Origin of the sequence: Falsiroseomonas oleicola (assembly GCF_019029495.1) — a bacterium.
Taxonomy (GTDB): domain Bacteria; phylum Pseudomonadota; class Alphaproteobacteria; order Acetobacterales; family Acetobacteraceae; genus Falsiroseomonas; species Falsiroseomonas oleicola.
In genome coordinates this window covers 73,117-92,557 of record NZ_JAERQM010000003.1, presented here as the reverse complement: position 1 = coordinate 92,557, position 19,441 = coordinate 73,117, and the positions used below count along the sequence as shown (strand labels likewise).

The window sequence follows — 19,441 nt, the reverse complement described above, 5'->3', positions numbered from 1 at the left end:
GCCTTAGGCCAAGCGGACCCGGCGGCAAAGACCTCTGGCGGTTCGCTCATGAAGAACCTATCAGTCGAACAAGTCGCTCGTCGGGACGATAAAGAGGTCATCAGTGTTGAGTGAATCTCGGAAAAGTGAAGTGCATACGCGGAATGACGGAAACTTTCGTCTGATGCAACCGCGGAAGTCACTTCCCTTTACCGGGGAACGCATGACGAGTTCCGTTCAAGGCCAGATCGAATTCGAGCACCTGCATCGGTATTGTATCGCGCGCGATCTTTGCGACGGGCTGGATGTTCTGGATGTGGCCTCTGGCGAGGGGTATGGCGCGGCGATCCTGGCCGGGCTGGCGCGCAGCGTCGTCGGTGTCGAGATCGATGCGGCCTCGGTCGATCACGCCCAGGCGCAATATGGCAGTGACCGCCTGCGCTTCCTGTGCGGTGACGCCCAGGCGCTGCCCCTGCAGGACGCCAGCATCGACCTCGTGGTGTCCTTCGAGACCTTGGAGCATCTGCCCGACCAGGCCCGCTTCCTGGCCGAGGTGCGTCGGGTGCTGCGGCCCGGCGGGGTGTTCCTGGTCAGCACGCCGGAGCGTGCGGTCTATTCCGCTGCCGGCAGCGATCCCAACCCCTATCATGTGCTGGAATTGACGGAGGCCGAGTTCGGCGCCCTGCTGGCGCGCCATTTCGCGGCCCGCCAGGTGCTGCGCCAGCGCCCGGTGCTGGGCTCGGTCGTCGCCGCGGACGACAGCGCGTCCTGGCGCAGCTATGAGCGGCGCTCGGACGAGGTGATCGAGGCCACCGGCGGCCTGGCACGGCCGCATTACCTGCTGGGAATCGCCAGCGACGGCGCGCTGCCGGCCCTGGCCTCCTCCGCCTATCTCGACCGCCGCCGCGTGCATGACGTGATGGAGGCGACAAGCCAACTGCCCCGGCTTCAGGCGCTGCTGGAAACCATGATCGCCGAGCGCGACGCGGCGCGCGCCGAGGCCGCCCAGTTGCGGGAGGCGCTGGAGGTGCTGCGGCCGGAGGCGCGCAGCGCCCAGGCGCAGGCCCAGCAAGGTGCCGCCGAGATCCAGGCGCTGACGGCGGCGCTGGCCGCAGAGCGCCGGCAGCGTGAGGCGGCGGAGGCCCAGCAACGCCGCACGCTGCTGGAACGGGATGAAGCCCGCCGGGGTGGCGCCGCGGCGCTGGAGGCGGCGATCCGCCAGCAACGCGACGGCGCCCGCAGCGAACTCGCCCGTCACCAGGCGGAAGCCCATGCCCGGCTGCATGCGGTGCAGCAGGCGCGCGAGCGGGCGGAGGCGCATGAGGCGCATCTGCTGTCGCTGCTGCACGGGATCCATACCAGCACCGGCTGGCGCGCCCTTGGCCCGCTGCGCTGGTTCGGCCGGCGCCACCCGACAGCCGCCAGATGGATGAGCCGCGGCGTGAAGGTGGCCTGGTGGACCGCCACGCTGCAGATCGGCCATCGCTACCAGCAATGGCGCCAGAATCAGGCGCGGCTGCGCCTGACGGCGCCGGAACCCGTGCCGGTCACCGCGCCCGCCACCTTGGTCGAGGCCCCGCCGGCGGCGCCCTGGGCGGAAGTGCGGTCGGCGCCCGCGCAAATCGTCACACCCAGCATGTCGCTGACGCCGCCGCCCGCGCCGCCGCGCCGCGACCTGCGCGCGGCCTTCCTCGGGATGCATGGCGACCTGCCCATCGTCTTCCCGGCGGTCGACGCGCCGGCCGTGTCGATCATCATCCCCGCCTATCGCGGCCTCGACGATCTGCGCGCCTGCCTGCAATCCCTGGTCGCGACGCGGGAGGCTGGGCCGAGCTTCGAGGTGGTGGTGGTCGATGACGACCCGGCCAATCCCGTGCTGCCCGAGATTCCGGAAAGCCCCGGCCTGCTGCGCCTGGCCAATACCGAAAACCTCGGCTTCCTGCACAGTTGCAATCGCGGCGCGGCGCTGGCGCGCGGGCGGCACCTGTGTTTCCTGAACAGCGACACGCTGGTGCAGTCCGGCTGGCTGGCGGCGCTGGTGGAGGTGGCGGAGACGGTGCCGCGCGCCGGCCTGGTCGGCGGCATGCTGCTGAACCGCGATGGCACCATCCAGGATGCCGGCTGGCGCATCCTGGGCAATGGCTGGGGCCATCCGATCGGCCGCGATGCCAGCGCGGAGGATGGCGCCTATACCTATCGACGGCCCGTCGACTGCGTCACCGGCGCCTGCTTCCTGCTGTCGCGCGCGGTGTTCGACGCGCTGGAAGGCTTCGACGCCCATTACGCGCCGGCCTTCTACGAGGAATTCGACCTGGCATTCCGCGCCCGCGCGATGGGTCTTTCCGTGATCTATGAGCCGCGCTGCCGCGTCGTGCATCTCGGCAGCGCCTCCTACGGCGCGGAGGCGCGGGACCGGCTCTCGGCCGCCAACCATGCCAAGTTCACCGCGCGCTTCGCGGAGGTGCTGCGCAAGCACCCCTGGGATCGCGGCGACGAATTCGAACTGCGCCACGCGGCCGGCGAAGGCCCGCTGCTGCTGGTGGCGGACAATTCCGTGCCGCGGCCGGATCGCCATGCCGGCGACGTGACGATATTCCGCTATCTGGAGCTGATGGCCACCGCCGGCTGGCGCGTGGTCTTCGCGCCGATGGACGGCCTGGCCGAGGGGCCGGCCGCCGAGGCGCTGGAGACGCGCGGGATCGAACTGGTCCGCGCGCCGCAGACGGCGGAGGATTGGCTGGCCGCGCATGGCCGGCACCTGGACGCCGTCTGGCTGGCGCGGCCCGAAGTGGCGCAGCGGCTGATCGGTCCGGTGCGGGCGCATGGCACGGCGATGCTCGCCTACTACACCCACGACCTGCACCACCAGCGCATGCGGCGCGAGGCGGAGCTGCGCGACGACGCTGTGCTGCACGCCGAGGCGGACCGCATGGAGGCGATCGAGACCGCGATCTTCCGCGAGGTCGATCGCGTGACCACCCCGAGCGAGGCGGAGGCCGCGATCATCCGCGCCCTGGTGCCGGGCCGCGAGGTCGTGGCGATCCCGCCCTATTTCTTCGAGGATGGCGAGATCCGCGCGCATGACCCTGCGCATTTCGCCGGGCTCCGCGACGTCGTCTTCGTCGGTGGCTTTCCCCATACCCCGAATGTCGATGCCGCCCTGCTGCTGGCCAATGAGATCATGCCGCAGATCTGGCAGGAGGAGCCGGAGGCGCGACTGGTGCTGGTCGGCTACGCCCCGCCGCCGGAGGTGCTGTCGCTGGCCGGTCCCCGCGTGTTGGTCACCGGCCAGGTGCCGCTGGTGGAGCCCTATCTGGCAGCGGCGCGGCTGAACCTCGCCGCGCTGCGCTACGGCGCCGGGGTGAAGGGCAAGGTCGTGCAGGCGCTGCAGAACGGCGTGCCGGTGGTGACCACCGCCGTCGGCGCGGAGGGGATCGACCTGGAGGCCGGGCGCGACGCGCTGGTGGAACAGACGTCCACCGGCCTCGCCGCCGCGGCGCTCGCCCTGTTCCGCGATCCGGAACGCTGTGCCGCGCTGTCGGAAGCCGGCGCCGCGCTGGTGCGCCGCCGTTTCTCCCGCAGCGCGGGTCGGCGGGCGGCCGCCGCCGTCTTCGACACGCGGCGCTGCCCCGTCTGTGGGTCCGCGCGCCTGACGCCGGTCGAGGAGGCGGGGCTGCGCGAGTCGATCCGCTGCCATTCCTGCTACGCCCTGGGCCGCAGCCAGGCGGTGGCGCAGGTGTTGCTTCAGCGCTTCGGCCAATCCGCCGAGCAGACGCTGGTGGAGCTTCTGCGCAGGGCGCCGGAACTGCGGGTGCATGAGCTGGGCTTCGTCGGCGGCATCGCCGAGGTGATGCGCGGCTGGCACGGCTATTCCAGTTCCGAGTACTTCGACGATGTGCCGCTGGGCGAACCCGGCCCGCAGGGCGTGCGCTGCGAGGATGTGACGCGGCTGACCTATGACCCGGAAAGCTTCGACGTGGTGCTGAGCCAGGATGTGATGGAGCATGTGCCGGATCCGCGGCGGGGCTTCGCCGAGACCTTCCGCGTGCTGCGGCCCGGCGGCGCCCATATCTTCACCGTGCCGCAGGACCGTGACCTGCGGCACAGCGTGACCCGCGCGCGGCTGGGACCCAACGGCGTCGAGCATCTGCTGCCGGCCACCTATCACGGCGACCCGGTGCGGGATGAGGGCGCGCTGGTCTTCACGGATTATGGCCTCGATCTGCCCGGGATCGTCGAGTCGGCCGGCTTCGTGTTGCAGGAGCACGAGGTATGGATCCCGGGCGCCGCTGCGGCGTTACGGGTTTTCGAGGCGGTGAAGCCGCCATTTCCCGGTTCCCCGGGGGCAAGGACCGTCGATTGAGCCTGATCCAACGCGCCTGGGGCCTGTTGCCGCGCCGTCTGCGGCGGGAGGCGCTTTTCAGTCTGATGGCGCTGCGGGCCCCGGCCGTCGCCCAGCCCGCGCCCAGTGGCGAGGGGCCGTTGACCCATGCCGGCTATTTCAGCGCGATGAGCGGCCTTGGCACCGCCGCGCGGCGCTTGCAATCCGGACTGGTCGCGCGGGGGCTGGATGCGTCACCCGCCGATCTGACCCTGGCGCTGCGACAGGGCCCGGTGCAGGGGGTGGCTGTGGCATCGCCCGATGTCGCACCGGGGCCGGGGACGCTTCTGGTGCATGTGAATGGCCCGATGCTGCCCTGGGCGCTGGCCGTGCTTGGCCGCCAGGCGGTGGCGGGAAAGCGCGTGATTGCCGTATGGAACTGGGAACTGCCTGTGCTGCCGGCGGATTGGCAGCGCGGCTTCGCCTGCTGCCATGAGATCTGGGCCGCGTCGCGCTTCACCGCCGCGGCCTTTGGCGACCGCGTGCCGGTTCGGGTGGTGCCCTATCCGGTGCAGCCGGTGGCGCCACGGGCCATGGACCGCGCCGCCTTCGGCCTGCCGGCGGAGGCCTTCATCGCCCTGCAGATCTTCGACGCCGCCTCCTCCATCGCACGCAAGAATCCGGCGGCGAGCATCGCCGCGCATTGGGCGGCCTTCGGTGACGATCCGAACCACCTGCTGGTGCTGAAGGTTCACAACACCGCCCGCGCCGGAGAGGCCTGGCACGAGGTGGCGCAGATGGCCGCCACACGGCCCAATGTGCGCGTGCTGGATGCCCCGATGGCGGAGGGCGAGCTTTCCGCGCTGATCCTGGCCTGCGACGTGCTGCTGTCGCTGCACCGGGCGGAAGGCTTTGGCTTCACCATGGCCGAGGCGCTGGCGCTGGGCCGGCCGGTGGTCGCCACGGCCTGGTCCGGCAACCTGGACTTCATGGATGCGCCGGGCGCCCACCAGGTGCCTTGCCGTCTTGTGCCCGCCGCCGACCTGCAGGCCACCTACGACATTCCGGGCGCGAACTGGGCCGAGCCCGATATCGGCATGGCCGCGCGGCTGCTGCGGGATATCGCCGCGGACCCGGCGCTGCGCCGCCCACCGCCACAGGACTTCCCACCTCCCGACTACCGGGCGCTGCTGCCGGGGCACTCGCGCCATGCGAGGCGCGCCGACCACTGAGCGTGATGACAGAAGGCGCGACAGCAGTCCTCGTGGCGGCGTCCCGTCGCCCCAGGCGATCCCAATGCATCCACGTGCGCCCTGGCGCGTTGCAGCCGTTGAGATTGCAGACCACCCGTTTCGAGACCTGGCCTGTTTGGCCGTGGAGATCCATGCGATGACGAAAACTGCCTTGGTCACCGGAATAACCGGCCAGGATGGCGCGTATCTGGCTCGCCTGTTGCTTTCCAAGGGCTATCGGGTTGTCGGCACATTCCGCAGGTCGTCGTCATCGAATGATGGCAGGCTCCGCGAGCTCGGCATCGAGAATCAGGTGGGGCGGGTCGATCTCGACCTGTACGAGCTGACCAACATCCTTCGCGCCATCGATAGCGTGAAGCCGGACGAAATCTACAATCTTGCCGCGCAGAGCTTCGTCGGCCTGTCATTCGAGCAGCCGATCTACACGGCGGAGATCGACGCCCTGGGCCCGGCACGGCTGCTGGAGGCCGTGCGCAAGGCCGGCAATGGCATGCGCTTCTACCAGGCCAGCACCTCCGAGATGTTCGGCAAGGTGCAGGCGGTTCCGCAAACCGAGGGCACGCCCTTCTATCCGCGCAGCCCCTATGGCGTGGCGAAGCTCTATGCCCATTGGCTGACGGTGAACTATCGCGAGAGCTACGGCATGCATGCCAGCAGCGGCATCCTTTTCAATCATGAGTCGCCGTTGCGCGGCATCGACTTCGTCACACGGAAAATCACCTACAGCCTGGCGCTTCTGAAGCATGGTGGGCTGGATGTGCTGCGCCTCGGCAACCTCGATGCAAAACGGGACTGGGGCTATGCGGATGACTATGTGCGCGGCATGTGGCTGATGCTGCAGCAGGAAAAGCCGGATGATTTCGTGCTGGCGACGGGGCAGGCCCGCACGGTGCGTGAATTCGTCGAATGCGCTGCGGAGCCGCTTGGCTTCGACATGGCATGGGAAGGGGCGGGACAGGCCGAGATCGGCCGTGACCGCCGCACAGGTCGGACCATTGTCGAGGTGGACCCGGCCTTCTACCGGCCAGCCGAGGTCGACCTGCTGATCGGCTCCGCCGACAAGGCGAAGCGCGTCCTGGGCTGGGAGCCGGAGACCAGCTTCGCCGCGATGGTCGCCTTGATGGCGGAGGCCGATGAGCGGCGGGTGGTTGACGGGCGCGCGCCGATCTAGCCCGCGCAGGACCCACAGCGGGACCGGCACGCCATACTGGCGTGGGCTGGCCTTGTCGTTGTCTCGGCCATGCGGGTCGGGATGGCGGCCGCCCGCCGGCGTGCCGGTCGCTCAGCCGCGCAGCACCCGCGACAGGTTCATCAGGATGGTGGCCGTGGCACCCCAGATCAGGTGGTCCGCATGCGGCCAGACCCAGTAGTCCCGCATCCGGCCGCGCCATTCGGTGCTGCGGCGGCTGGGTGCGGCGGGGTCGAACAGCAGGGCCAGCGGCAGTTCGAACACCGCCTGCACTTCCGAAGGGTCCGGCGTCAGCGGCACCGGCGGATCGAGGAAGGCGACCACCGGCGTCACCCGGTAGCCGGTGCCGGTCATGTGGTCGGGCAGGGTGGCGGCGATCACCGGCAGGCGTGGGTCCAGCCCCACCTCCTCCGCCGCTTCGCGCAGGGCCGCCTGTTCCGCGGTCTCGCCCTGTTCCATCCGGCCGCCGGGAAAGGCGACCTGGCCTGCATGGGCACTGAGTCTGGCCGAGCGCAGCGTCAGCAGCACCCCCGGCCCTTCGGCATGCCAGATGATGGGCACCAGCACGGCGGCCGGTACCGGGCCGCCCGGGCGGGCGCCCCAGTTCTCCTCATCGTCGAAGGCGGTGGCGCCGATTCGGGACAGCGCTTCGGCATCGGACAGGCGGGCCGCGATCTCCTGTCGGCTCGGCAGCAACAGCGTCATGGCAGGCCGTTTCAGGCCAGGTTCGGCGCGTCGTCGATCGGGAAGAAAACGCCCTGCGACCAGACGCCGAGCACGTCGCGCCCTTCGATCCGTTCCGGCTCCGCCAGCGCCACCAGCTCGTAGAAGACGGCGCGGTTGATGCGCGCCTCCAGGCCCGGACGCACGGTGATATAGGGGCGGGGCTCGCGGGTGCGGGGGTCGATGGCGACGCGGATGGGGTGGTCGGCGTCGGCGGTCACCATCTCATCGAGATTGGTGCGGAAGGTCAGACACTGGCGCGGCTCGGCGGCGGGAGCATCGGTGGGAAGGAAGGGATCGGCGCAGCTTCGCCACCACATCTCCACCGCGACGAAGGGTGCGTCCTCCACCTCGATCCGGCCGCGTTCGACCGGGGTCTCCAGCCAGAAACTGCCATCGGCTTCCCGCTTCAGGACGGAGGCGAACAGGCAGACCAGCTCCTTCCGGCCGATCGGGCTGCCCTTGTAGTGCCAGCTTCCGTCGCGGGCGATGCGCATGGAGAAGTCGCCGCATTCGGTGCGCAGTGCCGGCATCCGGCCCGGCCTGCCACCCTTCGGCAGGCGCGCGGGAGGCTTGGGGCAGGCGCCCGGAAGCCCGCTCTGCCCTGTTCCGTCGGATTGTGCCTGGCTCATGCCGCTCTTCCACACACACTGTCCGGGAAGCGCCGCCGGGGTCCCCACGACCCTGGCCACCTCCCGGTTCCCCTCTCCGCCCCCTTCGCGCCGCATGGCATCTCGATGACGATTGATGCACGCGAAGGTGGCATCCGGCATGGGCGGAGTGGATACTCTCCCCATATCGGATGTGACGCATATAGGGAGCCTGACCCGCATGGTGGAAGTGGTTGGCGCGGCGGAAGCGGAATCTCTGCTGCAGGAGGCCGATGCGCTGGCCGCACGGCTCGCCAAGGTGCGCGAAGGTGTCGGCCGTGTCATCTTCGGGCAGGAACAGGTGGTGGAGCGCACGCTCATCACCCTGCTGTCGGGCGGCCATCTGCTGCTGGTGGGCGTGCCCGGCCTCGGCAAGACCAAGCTGGTGGAGACGCTGGGCACGGTGCTGGGCCTTGATGCGCGGCGGGTGCAGTTCACGCCGGACCTGATGCCCGCCGACATCCTGGGCAGCGAGGTGCTGGAGGAGGATGCCCAGGGCCGCCGCGCCTTCCGCTTCATCAAGGGGCCGATCTTCTGCCAGTTGCTGATGGCGGATGAGATCAACCGCGCCAGCCCGCGCACGCAATCGGCGCTGCTACAGGCGATGCAGGAACACAAGGTGGCGATTGCCGGGGAGGTCCACGCCCTGCCCGCGCCCTTCCATGTGCTGGCGACGCAGAACCCGATCGAGCAGGAGGGCACCTATCCGTTGCCCGAGGCGCAGCTCGACCGTTTCCTGCTGGAGGTCGATGTCACCTATCCCGACCTCGCCGCCGAACGCGCCATGCTGCTGGCGACGACCGGGGCGAAGGAGGTCCGCGCCGTGCCGGCGATGACCGGGGCGGAACTGGCGGCGGCGCAGGTGCTGATCCGCCGCCTGCCGGTGGGCGAGCAGGTGCTGGAGGCGATCCTGCGGCTGGTCCGCAGCGCCCGGCCCGAAACCACGGAGATCGAGGCGGTGCGGCGCCATCTTGCCTATGGCCCCGGCCCGCGTGCCGCCCAGGCGCTGATGCTGGCGACCCGGGCGCGGGCCGTGCTGGATGGGAGGCTATCCCCCAGCATCGAGGATGTGGCGGCGCTGGTGGAGCCGGTGCTGCGCCACCGCATGGCGCTGAATTTCTCCGCCCGCGCGGACGGGGTGCATCTGAACGAGGTGCTGGACGTGCTGAAGGCCCAGCTTGGTTAGCCCCGCCCGCCTGACGATCCCCTGGGCGGAACAGCTCGGGGCGCGGCTGCCGCCGCTGCTGGTGCAGGCGGAACGTGTCGCCGCCACGGTGATGCCGGGCGTGCATGGGCGGCGGCGTTCCGGCCCCGGCGAGGCCTTCTGGCAGTTCCGGCCCTATGTCGCGGGCGATCAGGTCAGCCGGATCGACTGGCGGCAGTCGGGCAAGTCCGACCGGCTGTTCATCCGCGAGACCGAATGGGAATCGGCGCAGACCGTGGCGCTGTGGCGGGCCGCCGATGCCGGCATGGGCTGGCGCAGCAGCCGCGACCTGCCGACCAAGGCCAGCCGGGCCGAACTGCTGCTGCTGGCCCTGTCCGCGCTGCTGCTGCGTGGTGGCGAAAGGGTGCGGCTGTTCGGCCTGCCGCGCCCCTATGCCGGGCGCAGCGCCCTGCCGCAGATCGCCGATGGGCTCGCCTCCATCGGGACGCGGCCGGAAGATCCGCGCCTGGCGCGGCATGCGCGCGCCGTGCTGTTCGGCGATTTCTGGGACCCGCTGGAGGACACACGCCGCGCCATCGCCCGGCTTGCCGGCCAGGGGGTGCGCGGCCATCTGCTGCAGGTGGTCGATCCGGCGGAGGAGACGCTGCCCTATGCCGGGCGGGTGCGCTTCGAATCGGTGCAGCCGGGCGATGCCGGCGCGCTGGTGCCGCGGGTGGAGGCGGTGCGGGGGGCCTATGCCGAACGTGTGACCCGGCACAGGGAAGGCCTCGCCGCCCTGGCCGCCACCGCCGGCTGGACTTTCGCGACCCATCGCACCGACCAGCCGCCGGAGGTGGCGCTGCTGGCGCTGCATCAGAGGTTGGCGCCGGGATGAGGCGGACCGGCATGGGATTTGCTGCGCCCGGATGCCGTGTGACTCAGGCGGGCCGGTCTCTTGATCGGCCCGAGCGGCCGAATGGCCGCCGCCGCAAATGCGTCGCCCCGAAGGCGCGCCTTCGGCGCGACGAAGCCAAGGAAACCGGAGGTTTCCGCGTCACGCCGCAGGCGTGCCTTCGGCACGCCCGTATGAGGGGGCCTGGAGCGGTCACGCGGAAGGGCCGTTGGTATGACAGGAGGCGGATGACATGCTGAGCCTCGGATCGCTGAGCTTCGCCGCCCCCTGGCTGCTGCTCGCCTTGCCGGCGCTGCCGGTGCTGTGGTGGCTGCTGCGCGTCACCCCGCCGGCCCCGAAGCGCCAGGATTTCCCCGCGCTGCGCCTGCTGCGCGACATGCCGGCGCCGGAGGAAACACCCGCCCGCACCCCCTGGTGGCTGCTGGCGCTGCGGCTGGCGGCGGCAGCGCTGATGATCCTGGGGCTGGCGCGGCCGATCTGGGGGCCTGGCGCCGGCGGCGGCGGGCAGGGGCCGCTGCTGATCGTGGTGGATGACGGCTGGGCCTCGGCCGCCGACTGGCCGGACCGCATGGCGGCGGCGGAGGCGGAGCTGGATGGCGCGGCCCGTACAGGCCGCCGCACCGCCCTGCTGCTGACCGCCCCCCCGCCGGTGCCCGACGCGCCCCGCATCACCGGGCTGATGCCGGCCGAGGAGCTGCGCGGCCGGTTGGTCGCACTGCGCCCGAAACCCTGGGCGCCGGATCGGCCGGGCGCGCTGGCCGCGCTGCGCCAATGGCGCGCCCAGAATCCGGGCGGCTTTGGCGCGCTGTATGTGGCGGATGGGGTGGAACATGCGGCGGAGGGTGATGCCTTCACCCCGCTCGCCACGGCCCTGGCCGAGGGCGGCGCCCTGACGCTGGCCCGCAGCGAGGGCCGCCCCACCCGCCTGCTGCCGCCGCCGCGGGCCGAGGCTGACCAGCTGGTCGTCGCCCTGCACAGCACGCCATTGCCGGTGGCGACCGAAGTCCCGGTTCTGGCCCGCACCGGCGATGGCCGAACCCTGGCCCGCGCCGTGGTCGCCATGCCGGCCGGGGCGACGCAGGCGGAGGTGGCGCTGCCCCTGCCGCTCGAAATCCGCAACCAGGTGGTGCGGCTGGACCTGGATGGCGTCGTCGGCGCCAATGCCAGCGTGCTGCTGGATGAGCGCTTTCGCCGCCGCCCGGTCGGGCTGATCGCGGGTGCCGGCGCGGCGGCGGCCGATGTGCCGCTGATCGGGGAGCTGTTCTATCTGGACCGCGCCTTGTCGCCCCATGCCGAGCTGCGGCGCGGCTCCGTCTCCGAGTTGCTGGCGCGGCGGCTGTCCGTGCTGGTGCTGGCCGACCGGCCGGTGGAGGCGGGGGCGGAGCGGCAGGAGCTGACCGCCTGGATCGAGGCCGGCGGCACGCTGCTGCGCTTCGCCGGGCCGCGTCTGGCCGAGAATCCGGATGGGCTGCTGCCGGTGCCGCTGCGCGCCGGGGAACGCCAATTGGGCGGCGCCCTGTCCTGGGAAAGACCGCAGACGCTGGCGCCCTTCCCGGAGGGTTCGCCCTTCCAGGGCCTGCTGCCGCCGCCGGAAGTGACGGTGGAACGCCAGGTTCTCGCCCAGCCCTCTGCCCAGCTTTCGGGCCGCACCTGGGCGCGGCTGGCGGATGGGACGCCGCTGGTGACCTGGGAGAATCGCGGCGCCGGGCGGATCGTGATGTTCCACGTCACCGCCAATGCCGAATGGTCGACCCTGCCGCTGTCGGGCCTGTTCGTGGACATGCTGCGGCGGATCGTCGCGCTCTCGGCCGGCGTCGCCGGGGCGGAAGGGGAGGCACCCCTGGCGCCGATGGAGACGCTGGACGGCTTTGGCCAGCTCGGCCCGCCGCCGCCCGGCGCGCAGCCCGTCTCCGCCAGCCGGGTGGAGCGGGAGGTGCCGTCGCCGCGCCATCCGCCGGGCTGGTACGGCAGCGGCACGGGGGGCGAGGCGGCGCATCGCCGGGCGCTGAACCTCGGCGCCGGCATCGCCCCGCCGCGTCTCGGCGCCGCGCCGCCCGCCGGCACTGCCACCCGCGCGATCGGCGGGGTGCCGGCGGAACGCGACCTGGGGCCGTGGCTGCTGGCGGCGGCGATGCTGCTGCTGGTGGCCGACCTGCTGGTCTCGCTTGGCTTGCGCGGCGTGCTGGGGCGGCCGCGCGCGGCGCTTGGAACAGTGCTGCTGGCCGGGCTGCTGGCCATGCCGGCCTGGGCGCAGGAGGGCAGCCAGGCGCTGGCGACGCGGCTGGCCTATGTCGTCACCGATGATCCGCAGGTGGATGAGGTGAGCCGCGCCGGCCTCGTCGGCCTGTCCGATTTCGTCAACCGGCGCACGGCGGCGGCGCTGGCGGAGCCGGCGGCGGTGGTGCCGGGGCGCGACGACCTGTCCTTCTTTCCGCTGCTCTACTGGCCGGTGACCGGCCATTCCGCACAGCCGGATGCGGCAGCGGCGGCGGCGATCAACGGCTTCATGCGCCAGGGCGGCATCATCCTGTTCGACACGCGGGACGAGGGCTCGGGCGAGGGCTTTTCGCCCGGCTCGCGCGAGGCGCTGCGGCGGCTGACGCGGGATCTGACGGTGCCGCCACTGGCCCCGGTGCCGGAGGACCATGTGCTGAAACGCGCCTTCTACCTGTTGCAGGACCTTCCTGGCCGATTCACGGGTGGCACCGTCTGGGTGGCGCGGGATCAGGACCGGGCGAATGACAGCGTCAGCCCCGTCATCATCGGTGGGCATGACTGGGCGGCGGCCTGGGCGATCGATGCGCGGGGCAACAACCCCTATGCGGCGATCCCCGGCGGGGCGCGGCAGCGCACCCTGGCCTATCGCTTCGGCACCAACCTCGTGATGTACGCGCTGACCGGCAACTACAAGGGCGACCAGGTGCATGTGCCGGCCATTCTCGAGCGGCTGGGAAACTAGCGCATGAACCAGGCCCTCGCCGGCATCGACTTCGCCCCGGTCATTCCCCTCTGGCTGCTGGCCGGCCTTGCCGTGCTGGCGGCCCTGGCCCTTGTCCCGGCGCTGCTGCGGCTGACGCGCGATGCGCAGGGCGCGCGGCGCTGGCAGCCGGCGCGGGGCGCCTGGCTGCGGGCGCTGGCCTTCGCCGCGCTGCTGCTGGCACTCGCCAATCCGCGGCTGGTGGAGGAAACCCGCCAGACCCGGCCGGACATCGCCCTGCTGGTGGTGGATCGCAGCGACAGCGCCGGGCTGAACGCCCGCCCGGCGCAGATCACCGCCGCCCGCGACGAGATCGAGGCCCGCGCCCGCCGCCTGCCGGAGCTGGAACTGCGCACGGTGGAGGTGCCGGAGGGCGGCAACCAGGGCACGCGGCTGTTCACCGCCATGGAACGCGCTTTGGCCGACATCCCCCGCGCCCGCCTCGCCGGGGTGATGGCCCTGACCGATGGCCAGGTGCATGACGTGCCCCCGGCGCCCGCGCTCGATGCCCCCTTCCACCTGCTGCTGCCCGGCCAGGCCGGGGAGGTGGACCGGCGCATCCGGGTGATCGAGGCGCCAGGCTTCGGCATCGTCGGCCGCCCCGTCGAATTGCGCGTGGTGGTGGAGGATCTGGGCGCCCGTCCGAATGAGGGCGCGGCTGCCCGCCTGACCATCCGCCGCGACGGACAGCCACCGCGTGTCGAATCCGTGCCGGTGGGCCGCGAGCACCGCATCGCCGTGCCGATCGAGCGCGGTGGCCAGACCGTGGTGGAACTGACCGCCGAAACCCGCCCCGGCGAGGTCTCCGACCTCAACAACCGCAGCGTGGTGACCATCAATGGCGTGCGCGACCGGCTGCGGGTGCTGCTGGTCTCCGGCGAACCGCATGCCGGGCAGCGCACCTGGCGACGGCTGCTGAAGGCCGATCCGAATGTCGATCTGGTCCACTTCACCATTCTCCGCCCACCCGAAAAGGACGACCTGACCCCGCTGCACGAGCTGGCGCTGATCGCCTTCCCGGTGCGCGAATTGTTCCAGGTGAAGCTGCGCGAATTCGACCTGATCGTCTTCGACCGTTTTGGCAATCGGGGGCTGCTGCCGCCGGTCTATCTCAGGAACATTGCCGACTACGTGCGCGGTGGCGGGGCATTGCTGCTGTCGGTGGGGCCGGAATTCGCGGGGCCGACCAGCCTGGCTTCCACGCCGCTCGGCCAGATCCTGCCGGCGCGGCCGCCTACAGGCCCCGGCGCGGCCCAGGCGGCGCTGCTGGAACAGCCTTTCCGGCCCTTCGTGACGGAGCTGGGCGCGCGGCATCCCGTCACCGAAAACCTGCCGGGCGCGAACAGTTTCGGCCCCGACGGCGCCAACCTGGCCGAGGCCACGTGGGGCCGCTGGTATCGCGCGCTGCGCGCCGATGCGCGGGCCGGCAGCACGGTGATGCAGGGGCCGGGCAATTCGCCGCTGATGGTGCTGGACCGGGTGGGGGAGGGGCGGGTGGCCCTGATGCTGTCGGACCATATCTGGCTGTGGTCGCGCGGCCATGAGGGTGGCGGCCCGCAGCAGGAACTGCTGCGCCGCATCGCCCATTGGACGATGAAGGAGCCGGAGCTGGAGGAGGAGGACCTCACCGCCCGGATCGAACATGGCAGCATGACCGTCACCCGCCGGTCCCTGGAACCCGGCGCGCTGCCGGAGATTGCGGTGACGACGCCGGATGGTGCGACCTCCCGCCACATGCCCGTCGCGCGCGGTGCGGGGCGGGCGGTGGTGGAGATGCCGGCGAACCAGGCCGGAGTGTGGCAGGCCAGCGATGGCCGCCGCACCGCCTTCGCCGCCGCCGACGCGCCCAACCCCATGGAGGTCGCCGACCTGCGCGCCGATGCGGCGCCGCTGACGCCGCTCGCCGCGGCCACGGGAGGCGCGGTGCGCTGGCTCGGCAATGGGGAGACGCCCCTTGTGCCGGAGCTGCGCCGGGTGGCGCCGGGGCGGGATGCGCAGGGCACGGGCTGGATCGGGCTGCGCCGGAATGGCGACCACAGCGTCACGGGCATCACCGCCCTGCCGCTGCTGCCGCCCTGGCTCGCCTTGCCCATGGTGCTCGGCTTGGCCCTGCTGGCATGGCGGCGGGAGGGGCGCTGACGCTCAAGATCCGCTGATCCGCATGGACGGGCCGGCGGCGGCGCACCACCTCCGCCGCATGAGACCCGTGATTCCCGCCCTGTTCCTGCTGCTCGCCGGCTGTGCCCAGGGTCCCGGCCTGGACCAGCGCCTGTCCACCTTCGTGGGGCGCAGCGAGGGGGAGCTGGTCGGTGAACTCGGCGTGCCGCTGCGGGTGCATGAGGCCGACGGCCGGCGCTTCCTGCAGTTCGAGCGGCGCCGTGGCGTCGCGGTCGCGCCACCGCCCGGCTACTACGCCCCCGTCTACGGCCCCTGGGGGCCGCGCTTCGGCTACTGGCCGCCACCGCCCGGCATCGCCATGGCGACCTGCGACCTGACCTTCGCGCTGCGGGAAGGACGGGTGGAGAGCTTCAGCTATCGCGGCGAGGGCTGCTTCTGACCCCAAAAGCGGGTGAGGCGCGCGCCTTGCCCTTCCTTGACAGGCCGCTCTTGCTGTATTTCCCGATCATGCGCCATTTCCCTGGACTGCCCCTGCCGGCCGCCGCCCTCCTGGCCCCCCTCATGGCCCCCTTGATCCTCGCCCCCGCGGCGTCGGCGCAGGGCATCATCCGGCCGGCGGAGACCCAGCGCGCGCCCAGCGCCCTGGCGCCGGCCCTCCCGGGCCTCGCGGCGCGCAGCACCCCGGCACCGATCCCGGCCGCCCCGGGCACGGCGGCGTTGGCGCCCAATGCGGCGCTGTTCGATGCCATCGGCCGTGGCGACCTGGCCGCGGCGCGGGATGCGGTGGCGCGCGGCGCCAATATCGAGGCGCGCAATGCGCTCGGCCTTTCGCCACTGGATGCGGCGGTGGATCAGGGCCGCAACGAGATCGCCTTCTACCTGCTCTCCGCCCGTGACCGCAGCCGAGGTTCGGCACCGCCGCCGCCCGGCACCACGGCGTCCGGCGCCGCCGCGGCGGCCGCAGCCCGGGTCGCGGCCATGGCCGCCCCGCCGGCGCAACGCCGCGCCCCGCTGAACGCGCCCCCGGCCGTGGCGGCGGAACCGGTGGGCGCGGTGCCCTGGTCCGGCAATGGCGGGGCGCCGCTGCCGGAAGTCGGCTTCCTCGGCTTCGATGCCGGCCGACCCGCGGGGGCGACGCCGCCTGCGACCCCCAGCCGCCGCAGCGCACGGCCCTGATCCGGCGCCTTCTGGCCCCGCTCGGCCTTCTGCTGCTGGCCGGGCCCGCCCTGGCGCAGCGCCCGGCGCCGCTGCCCCTGCCGCCGCCGCCTGCCCCCGTTGTTGCCCCCCCGGTTGCCCAGGATCTGGCCCAGGCCGAGCCTGCGGCACCGGTCGTCGAGCCCCTGCCTGCGGCGGAGACGCCGACACGCCATTGGGACATGCGCTGTGACGCGGCGGCGGCGGGCGCGCCCCGCGCCTGCCGGGTGACCACCACGGTGCTGCTGCGGCCGGAGAACCGGCCGCTGGCCCAGGTGTTGCTGACCCGGCAGCGCGAAAGCCGCTCCCTCACCCTGATCTTCCAGATTCCCCACGGCACCTGGCTGCCCGCCGGCCTGTCCTGGGAGGTGGATGGCGCGCCGGCCGAGCGCCTGGCCTTCCAGACCACCGACGAGGCCGGGATCTATGCCGCGCTGGTGGTGACGGATGCCATGCTGGCCACGCTGCGGCAGGGCACCACGCTGCGCCTGACCTTCGTGGTGGCGGCGCGGCGGGAAACGCTGGGCGTGCCGATCCCGCTGGCCGGCTTCGCGGCGGCGGCGGCGGAGATGTTCGCCGCCGAAACCGCGGAGCGGTAGATCAGCTTCCCACCTTCAGCGTGCTGGTCAGGCCGCGCAGGCAGGCCAGGATCGACAGCGGGGTGATCTTGCCGGTGCGGGGGTTCTCCTCGCTCGGCACGTTCTCGATGGTCATGGTCAGGCGGGCGCTGGCCGCTTCCACCCGGATGGTGTGGGTGTTGCGGGTCACCGTCGTGTCCGCCCAGATCTTCACCGTGGTGCGTTCCGGCCCGATGCCGGCCAGCGCCAGGGCGGCGGCGACGTTCACATTGGCAGGGAAGCCCTGGGCCGCGTCGAAGGCATTGCCCTCGAAAATCAGGGTGGGCGTGGTGATGGTGGTCACGTCGATCTTGTGCTGGTCGAGATAGGGCGCGCCGACCAGGCCGCGCGGCGGCTTGCGCGTCTCGATGGTGACGGAGGCGACATCCCCTTCCGCCGCCGCCCGCACCGCATCCAGGCCGAGCAGCGCGCCGGTGGGGACGATGATGCGCGCGCCGGTGGCCCGCGCCCGCTCCACCAGATGCATGCGCGGCAGCAGGGCACCGACGCTGCTGGGGACGAAGATTTTTCCGGCCTCGATGGCGGCCACCGCCACCTGTTCGAACACCGCCGCGGGGGCGGCTTCCACCACGATATCGGCCTGGGCGAGGTCGGCCAGGCCCACCAAAGCCGGCTTGCTGCAGAAGTCCGCGATATTGGCGGCAGCCTTGGCCTGGTCCCTGGCGGAGACGGCGATCAGGCGCAGGCCCTCCACCCCCTGATCCAGCGCGCGGGCCAGATGCAGGCCGATGGCGCCGAGGCCAGCGATTCCGACGGTCAGTTCTCGTGCCATGGCGGCGCCCTCCAGCAGATCAGGCCAGGCGGGCTAGCACGGGCCTGCCGTGCTTCCCACCCCTCAGCGCCGGAACCAGCGGGCGATGTCCACCAGGGTGAGCAGCGCCGCCGCCACATAGGTCAGCGCGGCGGCGCGCAGCACGCGGCGGGCCTGGGGCAGGTCGGCCGGGGCCAGGTAGCCGCCACGTTGCAGCACGGGCAGCGCCTTGCCGAAGCTGGCGTCGAATTCCACCGGCAGGGTCACCGCATGCACCGCGACCCGCCCGCCCAGCAGGATCATCGCCAGGCCAATGTTCAGCGCCAGCAGCGGCGGCGACCGGCTTGCCAGGAAGATCAGCGGCGCCGCGATCATCACCACCTGCGCCGCGCGTTGCAGCGGCAGCAGCAGGCGGACCAGCGCCTGGCGACGCCGGAAGGCGGGCTCCCCCCAGGCATCCTGCACCGCATGGCCCACCTCATGCGCCGCGACCGCCACGGCGGCGATGGAGCGGCCATCATGGTGCTGCGGCAGCAGCCGCACGGCGCGGGCGGCCGGGTCGTAATGGTCGCCCAGCGTTGTTGGCTCCACCCGCACGGCCTGCAAGCCGGCCTCGTCCAGCAGGTGGCGCGCCAGCTCCGCCCCCGTCCCCGGCAGGTCACCGCGCTCCGTGCCGGCGCGGTGCAACTCGTGGCGCACCCAGAGGGTCGGGCCGAAGACCAGTGCCAGCAGCAGCGCGCCGCCCAGGATCGCCAGGATCGCCACGGCAGGGTGCCTCAGACCACCGGGCTGCGCCCGCCATCGACGTTGATGGCGGTGCCGGTGACATAGCCGCCCTGTTCGGAGGCCAGGAAGGTGGCCATGGCGGCGAATTCCTCGGCCTTGCCGATCCGGCCCATCGGCACCGCCTTCCCCTGCTCGGCCTTCCAGTCCTCCCAGGAAATGCCGCGCGGATCGGCGGCGTGGCGGCGCACCCATTGGTCGCTCTCGATGATGCCGACCAGCATGCCGTTCACCAGGATGTTGTGGGGCGCACCCTCCCCGGCCAGGATCTTGGTCAGCGCCATGCCCGCGGCGCGGGAGACGGCGGTGGGGGCGCCGCCGGCGGCCGGGGCCTTGGCGCCGATGTTCAGCACATTGATGATGCGGCCCCAGCGGCGCTCCTGCATGCCCGGCCAGACGGCGCGGGTCAGGCGGATGGCGGCGAAGAGCTTCAGGTCGAGGTCGGCCTGCCACAGCGCGTCATCCACCTCCATGAAGGGGCCGCGCTGGCTGGTGCCGGCATTGTTCACCAGGATGTCGACGGGGCCGAGTTCGGCCGCGGCCTGGCGGGCGGCCTGGGCGCAGCCCTCCGCGGTGCCGACATCGGCGGAGATGGCGGCGACCCGGGCGCCCTGGAACTTGCCCAGGATGCGGGCCTTGGCGCTGGCCAGGGCTTCCTCGCCACGGGCGACGAGCGCCACGGCGGCGCCGGACTCGACATAACTCTCGGCAATGGCGAGGCCGAGGCCCTTCGACCCCCCGGTTATCAGGGCGGTGCGGCCATCGAGGCGAATCTGCATGGGGTTTGTTTCCTGGACGTGTGGGCGAA

At 72.1% G+C, this 19,441-nt stretch carries 15 protein-coding genes; 10 read left to right on the top strand and 5 right to left on the bottom strand.

Annotated features, from left to right (window positions below):
• Window positions 1-202 precede the first annotated feature (202 nt).
• From JJQ90_RS11245 to gmd, 3 genes are all read left to right on the top strand, one after another.
• Window positions 203-4,342 carry a methyltransferase domain-containing protein gene (locus JJQ90_RS11245; RefSeq protein ID WP_216875429.1) on the top strand — a complete coding sequence of 1,380 codons (4,140 nt, stop codon included), beginning with the start codon at window positions 203-205 and terminating at the stop codon, window positions 4,340-4,342.
• Window positions 4,339-5,532, top strand: coding sequence for a glycosyltransferase (locus JJQ90_RS11240; protein ID WP_216875427.1), 1,194 nt, complete (start codon window positions 4,339-4,341; stop codon window positions 5,530-5,532). The genes JJQ90_RS11245 and JJQ90_RS11240 overlap by 4 nt, the downstream gene beginning before the upstream one ends.
• A 157-nt stretch (window positions 5,533-5,689) precedes the next feature.
• Window positions 5,690-6,724 (top strand): GDP-mannose 4,6-dehydratase, encoded by a 1,035-nt coding sequence (gene gmd, locus JJQ90_RS11235; RefSeq protein WP_216875425.1) that lies wholly within the window; start codon window positions 5,690-5,692, stop codon window positions 6,722-6,724.
• Window positions 6,725-6,835: 111 nt separating this feature from the next.
• On the opposite strand, the gene JJQ90_RS11230 is transcribed toward gmd, so the two are convergent.
• The gene (locus JJQ90_RS11230) at window positions 6,836-7,447 is read right to left on the bottom strand and encodes an NUDIX hydrolase (protein ID WP_216875423.1); all 612 of its coding nucleotides are present in this window, start codon (window positions 7,445-7,447) and stop codon (window positions 6,836-6,838) included.
• A gap of 11 nt (window positions 7,448-7,458) precedes the next feature.
• Entirely contained in the window at window positions 7,459-7,998 is a 540-nt protein-coding gene (locus JJQ90_RS11225) for a DUF1285 domain-containing protein (protein ID WP_329959428.1), read from the bottom strand.
• Between the two features lie 298 nt (window positions 7,999-8,296).
• On the opposite strand from JJQ90_RS11225, the gene JJQ90_RS11220 reads away from it, so the two are divergent.
• The 7 genes from JJQ90_RS11220 (at window position 8,297) to JJQ90_RS11190 (ending at window position 17,060) form a co-directional block, all read left to right on the top strand.
• Window positions 8,297-9,301, top strand: a complete 1,005-nt coding sequence (locus JJQ90_RS11220) for an AAA family ATPase (protein ID WP_216875420.1) — start codon at window positions 8,297-8,299, stop codon at window positions 9,299-9,301.
• Window positions 9,294-10,154, top strand: coding sequence for a DUF58 domain-containing protein (locus JJQ90_RS11215; protein ID WP_230410589.1), 861 nt, complete (start codon window positions 9,294-9,296; stop codon window positions 10,152-10,154). The genes JJQ90_RS11220 and JJQ90_RS11215 overlap by 8 nt, the downstream gene beginning before the upstream one ends.
• 250 nt (window positions 10,155-10,404) lie before the next feature.
• Window positions 10,405-13,131 (top strand): DUF4159 domain-containing protein, encoded by a 2,727-nt coding sequence (locus tag JJQ90_RS11210; protein ID WP_216875417.1) that lies wholly within the window; start codon window positions 10,405-10,407, stop codon window positions 13,129-13,131.
• 3 nt (window positions 13,132-13,134) lie between these two features.
• Window positions 13,135-15,288 carry a hypothetical protein gene (locus tag JJQ90_RS11205; RefSeq protein WP_216875415.1) on the top strand — a complete coding sequence of 718 codons (2,154 nt, stop codon included), beginning with the start codon at window positions 13,135-13,137 and terminating at the stop codon, window positions 15,286-15,288.
• Window positions 15,289-15,355: 67 nt separating this feature from the next.
• Window positions 15,356-15,706 (top strand): hypothetical protein, encoded by a 351-nt coding sequence (locus JJQ90_RS11200; RefSeq protein WP_216875413.1) that lies wholly within the window; start codon window positions 15,356-15,358, stop codon window positions 15,704-15,706.
• A 122-nt stretch (window positions 15,707-15,828) separates the two neighbouring features.
• Window positions 15,829-16,443 (top strand): ankyrin repeat domain-containing protein, encoded by a 615-nt coding sequence (locus tag JJQ90_RS11195; protein ID WP_216875411.1) that lies wholly within the window; start codon window positions 15,829-15,831, stop codon window positions 16,441-16,443.
• 200 nt (window positions 16,444-16,643) lie between these two features.
• Window positions 16,644-17,060, top strand: a complete 417-nt coding sequence (locus tag JJQ90_RS11190) for an invasion associated locus B family protein (RefSeq protein WP_216875408.1) — start codon at window positions 16,644-16,646, stop codon at window positions 17,058-17,060.
• 1 nt (window position 17,061) lies between these two features.
• On the opposite strand, the gene JJQ90_RS11185 is transcribed toward JJQ90_RS11190, so the two are convergent.
• The 3 genes from JJQ90_RS11185 to JJQ90_RS11175 form a co-directional block, all read right to left on the bottom strand.
• Entirely contained in the window at window positions 17,062-17,871 is an 810-nt protein-coding gene (locus tag JJQ90_RS11185) for an aspartate dehydrogenase (protein WP_216875405.1), read from the bottom strand.
• Between the two features lie 63 nt (window positions 17,872-17,934).
• Window positions 17,935-18,615, bottom strand: coding sequence for a zinc metallopeptidase (locus tag JJQ90_RS11180; protein ID WP_216875403.1), 681 nt, complete (start codon window positions 18,613-18,615; stop codon window positions 17,935-17,937).
• Window positions 18,616-18,626: 11 nt separating this feature from the next.
• Window positions 18,627-19,412 (bottom strand): SDR family NAD(P)-dependent oxidoreductase, encoded by a 786-nt coding sequence (locus JJQ90_RS11175; protein WP_216875401.1) that lies wholly within the window; start codon window positions 19,410-19,412, stop codon window positions 18,627-18,629.
• Window positions 19,413-19,441 lie beyond the last annotated feature (29 nt).